Source organism: Oceanobacillus sp. Castelsardo (assembly GCF_001659985.1).
In the GTDB taxonomy this organism is placed as follows: Bacteria; Bacillota; Bacilli; order Bacillales; family Amphibacillaceae; genus Oceanobacillus.
The window spans coordinates 1-977 of the sequence record NZ_LYCS01000026.1 but is presented as its reverse complement, the minus strand read 5'-3'; the positions used below and the strand labels follow the sequence as shown (position 1 = coordinate 977).

The following is a 977-nucleotide window of genomic DNA, read 5'->3' as shown; positions in this document are numbered from 1 at the left end:
GAGTGTCCTACAACCCCAGAGAGCAAGCTCTCTGGTTTGGGCTGTTTCCGTTTCGCTCGCCGCTACTTGGGAAATCGCATTTGCTTTCTCTTCCTCCAGGTACTGAGATGTTTCAGTTCCCTGGGTGTGCCTCTTATACTCTATGTATTAAAGTATAAGTCCTGCTCCATTACGAACAGTGGGTTTCCCCATTCGGAAATCCCCGGATCAACGTTTACTTACAACTCCCCGAGGCATATCGGTGTTAGTCCCGTCCTTCATCGGCTCCTAGTGCCAAGGCATCCACCGTGCGCCCTTATTCACTTAACTAAGTTTACAATGAATAAGCGTGCTATATATAGCCTTGCTTTAAAACTAGCTTCAGCTCCTAACGACTAGCGTACTTCCTTCACCTCCGTGCGATAAGTCAACATCGATTCACATCCGTTCATCGTGTTTCCTTTATCTCCTGCGGCTCAGTCCAGTACGTACGTCGTTAAACAGTCGCTTCAGCCTTTTGATTGATGTCTTAAATTACTCTTATTTAGTTTTCAAGGTACAAAAAGTGGAGCCTAGCGGGATCGAACCGCTGACCTCCTGCGTGCAAAGCAGGCGCTCTCCCAGCTGAGCTAAGGCCCCATTTGTAAAAAAATATAGAGAAATTACTCTCTCAAAACCGAACAAACAACACAGTATGTTTCCGTAATATTCCTTAGAAAGGAGGTGATCCAGCCGCACCTTCCGATACGGCTACCTTGTTACGACTTCACCCCAATCATTGGTCCCACCTTCGGCGGCTGGCTCCAAAAGGTTACCTCACCGACTTCGGGTGTTACCAACTCTCGTGGTGTGACGGGCGGTGTGTACAAGACCCGGGAACGTATTCACCGCGGCATGCTGATCCGCGATTACTAGCGATTCCGGCTTCATGTAGGCGAGTTGCAGCCTACAATCCGAACTGAGAATGGTTTTATGGGATTTGCTTGACCTCACGGTTT

General features: G+C 48.4%; 1 tRNA gene and 2 rRNA genes. All 3 read right to left on the bottom strand.

Annotation, left to right across the window (positions count from 1 at the left end):
- Positions 1-309, bottom strand: a 23S ribosomal RNA gene (locus A9178_RS18300); the annotation flags it as partial.
- A 236-nt stretch (positions 310-545) separates the two neighbouring features.
- Positions 546-618 (bottom strand) — tRNA-Ala (locus tag A9178_RS18295).
- A 77-nt stretch (positions 619-695) separates the two neighbouring features.
- A 16S ribosomal RNA gene (locus A9178_RS18290) occupies positions 696-977 on the bottom strand; the annotation flags it as partial.